7 protein-coding genes and 2 pseudogenes are annotated in these 7,247 nt (G+C 40.5%); 3 read left to right on the forward strand and 6 right to left on the reverse strand.

Translation table 11 applies throughout. From position 1 onward, the window contains the following. From WKF69_RS17680 to WKF69_RS17700, 5 genes and pseudogenes are all read right to left on the reverse strand, one after another. A pseudogene (locus tag WKF69_RS17680) lies at positions 1–360 on the reverse strand (ATP-dependent DNA helicase RecG); the annotation flags it as partial. Positions 361–384: 24 nt separating this feature from the next. After that, positions 385–1,287 carry an EamA family transporter gene (locus WKF69_RS17685; RefSeq protein ID WP_340383567.1) on the reverse strand — a complete coding sequence of 301 codons (903 nt, stop codon included), beginning with the start codon at positions 1,285–1,287 and terminating at the stop codon, positions 385–387. A gap of 1 nt (position 1,288) precedes the next feature. Beyond that, entirely contained in the window at positions 1,289–1,669 is a 381-nt protein-coding gene (locus WKF69_RS17690; RefSeq protein WP_340383569.1) for a RidA family protein, read from the reverse strand. A gap of 36 nt (positions 1,670–1,705) precedes the next feature. Then, entirely contained in the window at positions 1,706–1,849 is a 144-nt protein-coding gene (locus WKF69_RS17695; protein WP_340383571.1) for a DUF6728 family protein, read from the reverse strand. Positions 1,850–1,929: 80 nt separating this feature from the next. After that, entirely contained in the window at positions 1,930–3,336 is a 1,407-nt protein-coding gene (locus WKF69_RS17700) for an OmpA family protein (RefSeq protein WP_340383573.1), read from the reverse strand. A 161-nt stretch (positions 3,337–3,497) separates the two neighbouring features. Between WKF69_RS17700 and WKF69_RS17705 the strand changes: the two genes are divergently transcribed. After that, entirely contained in the window at positions 3,498–4,793 is a 1,296-nt protein-coding gene (locus tag WKF69_RS17705; protein ID WP_340383575.1) for an aminopeptidase P family protein, read from the forward strand. Here WKF69_RS17705 and meaB read toward each other — a convergent pair. Beyond that, positions 4,790–5,677 (reverse strand): methylmalonyl Co-A mutase-associated GTPase MeaB, encoded by an 888-nt coding sequence (gene meaB / locus WKF69_RS17710; RefSeq protein WP_340383577.1) that lies wholly within the window; start codon positions 5,675–5,677, stop codon positions 4,790–4,792. The two genes, WKF69_RS17705 and meaB, sit on opposite strands and share 4 nt — an antisense overlap. 59 nt (positions 5,678–5,736) lie before the next feature. Between meaB and WKF69_RS17715 the strand changes: the two genes are divergently transcribed. Both WKF69_RS17715 and WKF69_RS17720 read left to right on the forward strand, forming a co-directional pair. Then, complete coding sequence (locus WKF69_RS17715) at positions 5,737–6,735, forward strand: glycosyltransferase family 2 protein (RefSeq protein ID WP_340383579.1); 999 nt, start codon at positions 5,737–5,739, stop codon at positions 6,733–6,735. A gap of 49 nt (positions 6,736–6,784) precedes the next feature. Then, positions 6,785–7,247: pseudogene (locus WKF69_RS17720) on the forward strand (ABC transporter ATP-binding protein); the annotation flags it as partial.

Here is a 7,247-nt window from a genome sequence, read left to right on the forward strand (position 1 = left end):
CCTGCCAAAAATCATAAACACGGACCCAGGTTGTATCACTTTGTCCATCCACCTGATACTCTGAAACCAAACCAGCTCAATACTGCCAGTATCGTCTTTAAAGTTAGCTACCAGGCGTTTTGCTTGCTTCTCGCCAATTATGTCTTTTGAAATTATACGCCCAAGAACCTGGACCGCCGGGAGTTCTCCATTCAATTCCCGGATCTTATAAAAACGGGTTCGATCGATATAGCGAAATGGGTAATGCTGGAGGAGATCCTCGTAGTTAAATATTGCAAGATCCTTTTTTAAGATATCGGCACGTTGAGTCCCTACACCCTTCAAATATTCAACCGGTGTTTTTAAGATCTGTTCTGCCAATTTTCCGGATGATATTCCTGTTGTTTATACAGGCCGTTTGGTTAATTCCTTAATCGTTCCCCAATTAAACACTATCACAGCAGCAAGAAGCATGGAGTATGCATACAACTGATGGGGGTCAATTTCCTCGTGAAAATAGAAAAATGCCACTGCAAAAGCAACGATTGGGTTTAGATAAATAATAATCCCCAGGGTAGACGATGGCATCCCGATAAGGGCATAGAGGCTTAAAAACAAGGGCACTACAGTAAACAGAACGGAGATCACAACAATGACGAGCCAAAAGTTCAAATCAGTAGGGAGTGCCTCGAAATTTGAAATGAATAGTGGCAGCGTAATAACAGTGGCAATAAGTAAATGGAGACCCAGCATAATGAGCTTGTCGATCTTTCCCATTACACGCTGGATAATGAGGTAAAAGGCATATAGGGCTGCTACGATGACAGACCATAGTACATCCCGGAAAGATCCCTGCCCCAAAATGACTATGCTTATCACGGCAATGGCAAGAGCTATAACCTTCAGCCTGGACAATTGTTCGTTTAAAATAAGGAACCCACCAATTGCTGTAATAAGAGGACATACCATATAGGCAAAAGCCGCGGATTTCAAGCTTACCTCGTTAACTGCATAAATGTATGTAAACCAATTACCAGTGATAAGTACCCCGGCAAAAAGAGTTAGCCAGATTAGGCGCTTCCTTTCTTGGGTAGGTTGAGACTTGAGATTAGTAAGATCGTCCGTTAAATTCTTCCTCCTGAACAATAAAATAACAAGCCAGGTGATAATTAGAGAAATGAATATGCGATAGTGAAGGATATCCTGAGGAGCGTACCCTTTGATAAGTCTTAGGGGAATGGAGAAAAACCCCCAGATGATAACCGATGATAATGCGGCTAGAAAATACTTCGCTCTGCCAGTCTTCAAGTCAGGCTTTATATGCGGTAACGGAGATCTCTACATTAACATTTTTGGGCAATCCAAGTACAGCCACGGTCTCGCGTGCAGGAAAGTCTGTTTGGAAGAATGATCCATAAATTCCGTTTACAAGGCTAAAATGTTTCATGTCACTCAGGAAGATACTAGTCTTGACAACCTCTGCAAAGGAAAATCCAGAAGCCTTCAAAAGTGCTTCGATATTCAGCATTACTCGTTTTGTTTCATCTTCAATACTTCCGTCTATCAACTGATCTGTTTCAGGATCAATAGCGATCTGGCCAGATATAAAAAGCATATTTCCCGCTTTGACAGCCTGGCTATACGGACCTATTGGTGACGGTGCATTTTTAGTAAAGATAATAGATTTCATAATTTAAAATATGCTGTAAAACAGGCCGGTTTAAGTTCAATTAGATAGTATAAACCAATCGACAAGTTTGTATACTATCCCGCCGATAAACATAATAATCGCGATTGCATTTATATAATGCATAGCCCTCAAATTGAAATTAGTTGGGCGGTTTGGATCTTGCTTTCTAAAAAAATACATCTAAACAAATTTATAAAAAAAAATCCCGTTCCGAATAAACGGAACGGGACTCTTTACAATATGCTTATATACAATATTGTTTATTTCATCATCGCCTCAACGCGACGGTTAGCGATACGACCTGTCTCAGTTGCATTTGAAGCAACTGGCTGGCTTTCACCATATGCAGTTGTAGTTATTCTGCTTGCTGCAACACCAGAGTTAACAAGGTAAGTCTTAACAGAATTTGCTCTATCTCTAGACAAAGTCATGTTATACTCGGTTGTTCCTTCTGAAGAAGCGTGACCATGTAAATGAACACGTGAAGAAGAGTTAGCTCTAAGATCAGAAGATATTCTATCTAAGATCGGGAAAGCATCAGTTCTTAATACTGAAGAGTCGAATTCGAATTGGATAACGTTACCCATAGCCATTGGACCTTGTGCCATTGGCGGAGGACATCCGTTGTATTCAGCTGTTCCCTTAACGGTAGGACAAGCATCTTTTGAATCCGGAATACCATCAGCATCAACGTCTAAAGGACAACCTGAACCATCAACTTTAATACCAGCTTCAGTTCCTGGACACTTGTCTAATTTATCAGCAACACCGTCACCATCTGAATCTTTTAACAGATCCGAAGCTTCAAGAGCGCTTACACGAGTTTTCAATGCTTCAACTTCCTGACGTAATGTTGGATCTTTCAATTCATCATACATCAAAGCCAGTGGATTAACCCAGTCCAGGCTTGGTTTAGCAGTAGAACCTAAAGAGAATTCTAAACCTGCATAACCATAAGCCCATTTATCTTGTGAGCTTGGTCTACCATAGTATCCATCAAGGTTATCTCCATCAAGGAAGTTTTGTGTGTAACCAAGATCAAAATTAACACGCTCAGAAACTTTGAACTTAGCGCCAACACCTACAGGGAAGAAAGATTCCTGTACATATTTTTCGCTTAAGCCATCACCAGATTTTCCTTTCCAATCAAAAGGTTTACGTGGTGCGAAAGCAGTGATACCCCAACCACCTTTAACAAAGAAATTTACATTGTTTTCTCTTTTAAGAAAATCAACGGTAGCTACATTCGCAACACCTGAAATCGATGCCGCGTAAGAAATATCGGTTTCAAACGCTGTTGGAGCTCCAGCAGGAATAAATTTCTTGATTCCGCTTTTCATAGTGGCATTTTCCCCTGAAAGCTCACCACGCATTATATCGAATTGAAGTCCGAATGCGTGACCTAGTTGCTTACGAAGGGATAAACCGTAACCTAATTCCAGATTAAATTTGTTGAAGTCATTTGTACCGCCAGTAAACACCTGAGGTGCCAATACACCAGCGTTAAGTCCCAGACTCCATGTTCTGTACTGTCCTCGACCACCAAACACTTTGGCAGAAGAACTCGCCGAGCTCGAAGTAGCATCTTGTGCGTTAGCTATGCCTGCGAGGCCTAACACTGCTACTAACGAAAACGCAACGGCTTTCTTAATTGTAGAATAATTCATACTTTGTTTTTTTAAAGGTTAACAATTTTTTATTGATGTAATTTACACAAAAATAGTCATAAGTTTGACATGTGCAAATTAACAAATACTGTTCCAATTATTTTTCAACAATAATTGTTTTCTTTAAGGGTTGTATTTCAACCCGATAATTTGTTGCTCTAATGAAATATCCTCCAATAGAAAATACCCTTTTCCAGCTAAATCGTAGAAATTTTACCAAGAAATTATTAAGTAATTCGATAGCAATCTTCCATTCCAACGATGAATTTCCTCGGAGCGGAGACCAAAATCATGCGTTTAAACAGAATCCAGACCTGTTTTACCTAAGTGGCATAGACCAGGAACAGTCTGTTCTGATGCTTTTTCCGGAGTGTCCTAATCCGCTATACAGAGAAGTACTATTTTTAAGACAGACCAATGAACACATCGCAGTTTGGGAAGGACATAAACTTTCGATTCGGGAAGCTAAGAAAATATCGGGAATAGAAAATATATTTTGGCTGGACGACTTATGGAAAATTCTGCCATCGATCGTAAACTACGCTGATAAAATATACCTCAACACCAACGAGAATGACCGATATACCCACGAAGTTCCATACCGGGACGTCCGTTTTATAGAAGAAATAAGGAAACGTTACCCCCTGCATCAGTACGAGCGGGCCGCACCCTTGCTCCGTGACCTGAGGCCTGTAAAATCTGAGATAGAGATCGAACTGACCAAAAAAGCCTGCAGTATCACCCGAGATGCTTTTATCAGGATCCTAAAATTCATAAAACCCGGATTAGCCGAATACCAGATTGAGGCAGAGATCATTCATGAATTTATTCGCCAACGGGCTACCGGACATGCTTACGCTCCCATAATAGCTTCGGGGAAAAACGCCAATATTCTTCATTACATTGACAATAACCAGATCTGCGCGGCTGGGGAGGTTATATTATTTGATTTTGGAGCTGAATATGCAAATTACAATGCTGATCTAAGCAGGTCTGTTCCGGTCAATGGTAAATTCACGAAACGCCAGAAAGAAGTTTATAATGCCGTACTGCGGATAATGAATGAGGCTAAGAAGATGCTTACGCCAGCTATCATATGGAACGAATACCATAATGAGGTTGGTAAATATGTTACGTCAGAGTTGCTTGGACTAGGTTTGCTTGACAAACACGATGTAGAAAAACAGGACCCCGCAATGCCGGCGTATAAGAAATACTTCATGCATGGAACATCGCATCATTTAGGGCTGGATGTACATGATTTTGCCAGCCGATACCGTCCGTTCGAAGAAGGGAATATTTTAACCTGTGAACCAGGTATCTATATTCCGAAAGAAGGGCTTGGGATTCGTTTGGAAAATGATATTCTTCTCACCAAAAACGGAAATGTTGATCTGATGGCTGATATTCCCATAGAAGCGGAGGAGATTGAAGATCTTATGAACTCTAAGAATTAGATCAGGGATTCCACAAAACTGTATAAGTTAAAGTCCGTATTTTTGGACATTAAATCAATATCTTTCTGAAATTTCGCCTTGTCGATATTTTTCACTTTTGCTTGTTGCAATAGTTTCCATGCTTTCTCAGCAAGCAGCAAAGGTTTTCGGCTGTTTGTAGAATAAGGATGTGCTTCAATTGCATCTATTAGTTCGCTGATACCTTCACCCCTGTTTGCCGATGTTTTTAGGACCGGGATATTCACAGGCTTCTGATGAACGATATTTTTCAAATTATTCGCAAAGGTATCTGCACCATCCCTGTCAGACTTATTGACGACAAAAATATCGGCAATTTCCATCAGGCCAGATTTGATATTCTGTATCTCATCGCCAGATTCGGGCACAAGAACGACAATACTTAAATCAGCTAAGCCAGCTACTTCAACTTCTGATTGTCCCACACCAACGGTTTCAACCAGAATATAATCAAATCCGGCTGCTTGCAGAACGTCAGTCATCTCGATTGTTTTGCCTGAAAGTCCTCCCAAGGAACCCCTGGTAGCTATCGATCTGATAAAAACATTCTCTTTTGTGAACTGTTCGGCCATTCTAATCCTGTCGCCGAGCAGTGAACCGAGATTAAATGGTGACGTAGGATCCACCGCCAATACAGCTACTGACTTACCTTTCTGCGACCAGGCATTGATCATCACATTTACCAGCGTGCTCTTTCCTGCTCCAGGCGGACCCGTAATTCCGATAATTGGGGTATCTGATCTCTTTAGGCTCTTTAACAATGCCGTTGACCCCGCCAGTTCATTTTCAACCATTGTCAGAGCACGGGCCAGATCTCTGAAATTACCTGATTTCACCTGGCTGACCATTTCGGGAACTGTAATCATTATTAAACCTATATTTTATCTAAGTTTGTACAAATAAAAGAATTTTATCACACTCAGATTTGAAAGATTTGAACATTTCGGTCGTCATTCCAAACTATAATGGTGTGCATCTCTTTCCTTTTACCCTCCCGGCCTTGTTTGAAGCTCTGGCAGATTCAGGAAAGCAATTCGAGATTATCATAGTAGACGACTGCTCAACTGATGATTCAGTGAAATATCTCACAGATAATTTTACTCAGGTTTCAGTCCTGGTCAATTCCAGCAATTCAGGGTTTTCTAAAACTATTAATAGCGGCATCTTATCTGCCAAATATGAGCTGGTGCTTCTGCTGAACAGCGACGTAAAACTTCGCCGGAATTATTTTGCTGATCAATTTCGATATTTTGACAGCACCGATACTTTTGGGGTAATGGGCAAGATCATAGGATGGGATGATGACATGGTTCAGGACGCCGCAAAGTATCCCAAATTTGAAGGCTTCAAGCTGAAAACATCATACAATTACGTCGAAAATACGGACGGCGATCCGCTCCTATATAGTATGTACCTCTCGGGGGCAAATGCCCTGGTAGACCGGCAGAAGCTTTCGCAGCTGGGTGGATTTGACGAACACTATAGCCCGTTTTACATGGAAGATGTTGATCTTTCAATAAGGGCCTGGAGGGTTGGATGGAAGTGTTATTTTGAACCTTTGTCAGTTTGCAGGCATCGGACATCGACCAGCATTGCTACAAAAGAAAAAAGGAATTTCGTCAGGACAATTTACAACCGTAATAAGATGTATTTCCATGCAATTCACCTGGAGGGATTATACCTGACCGGATGGTATGTCCAATGTTTCTTTGAAGTGCTATTCCGCGTCATAATTTTACAATTTTACTATCTCCGGTCTTTTATCGCCTTTATCAAAAAAAGTTCAGGGATCAGAGACTCAAGATTAAAACTAGAGGAACTGAGTAAAACAACCGGGGTTAACTTAACCCTCCATTCTGTAGTAAGCTTAATAAAAGGATCAGTTTCAAACAAAAATATCAGTTTTATAAAGAGACAGGGGTGACATAGCCCATACTTGTCAAATGAGTAACTTTGTATAATAATCCCTTTTAATGAAGACTTTTCTAAGACTTTTTTCCTTTGCTGCCCCGGTACGAAGTTTTGCTATACCTTTTTTTATTACTTCCATATTGGGAGTTATTTTCGGGCTATTAAATTTTACACTGCTTAAACCGGTATTCGATTTATTATTTAATCAAACCGCGCAGGTACCTTCTGAATCTCCGGTCTCCGCTCCGGTATTTGATTTTAATTTAACCTATTTCAAGGATTTATTCTACTACCATTTTCAGGCTATCATAGAAGAATCGGGCAAACTAGCAGCATTGAAGATGGTCTGCATTGCTATTGTCATTTCTGTTATTCTTAGCAATTTATTCAAATATCTATCCGCGCGCATTATTGAAGATTTCCGATTGAAAATTGTGACGAATATCAGAAGCAACATTTTCAGGAAGCTTACCGAGATCGATCTCCAGTACTTTAACACACAGCGTAAGGGAGATCTGATGTCGA

This window comes from Daejeonella sp. (genome assembly GCF_037719425.1).
Lineage (GTDB): Bacteria > Bacteroidota > Bacteroidia > Sphingobacteriales > Sphingobacteriaceae > Daejeonella.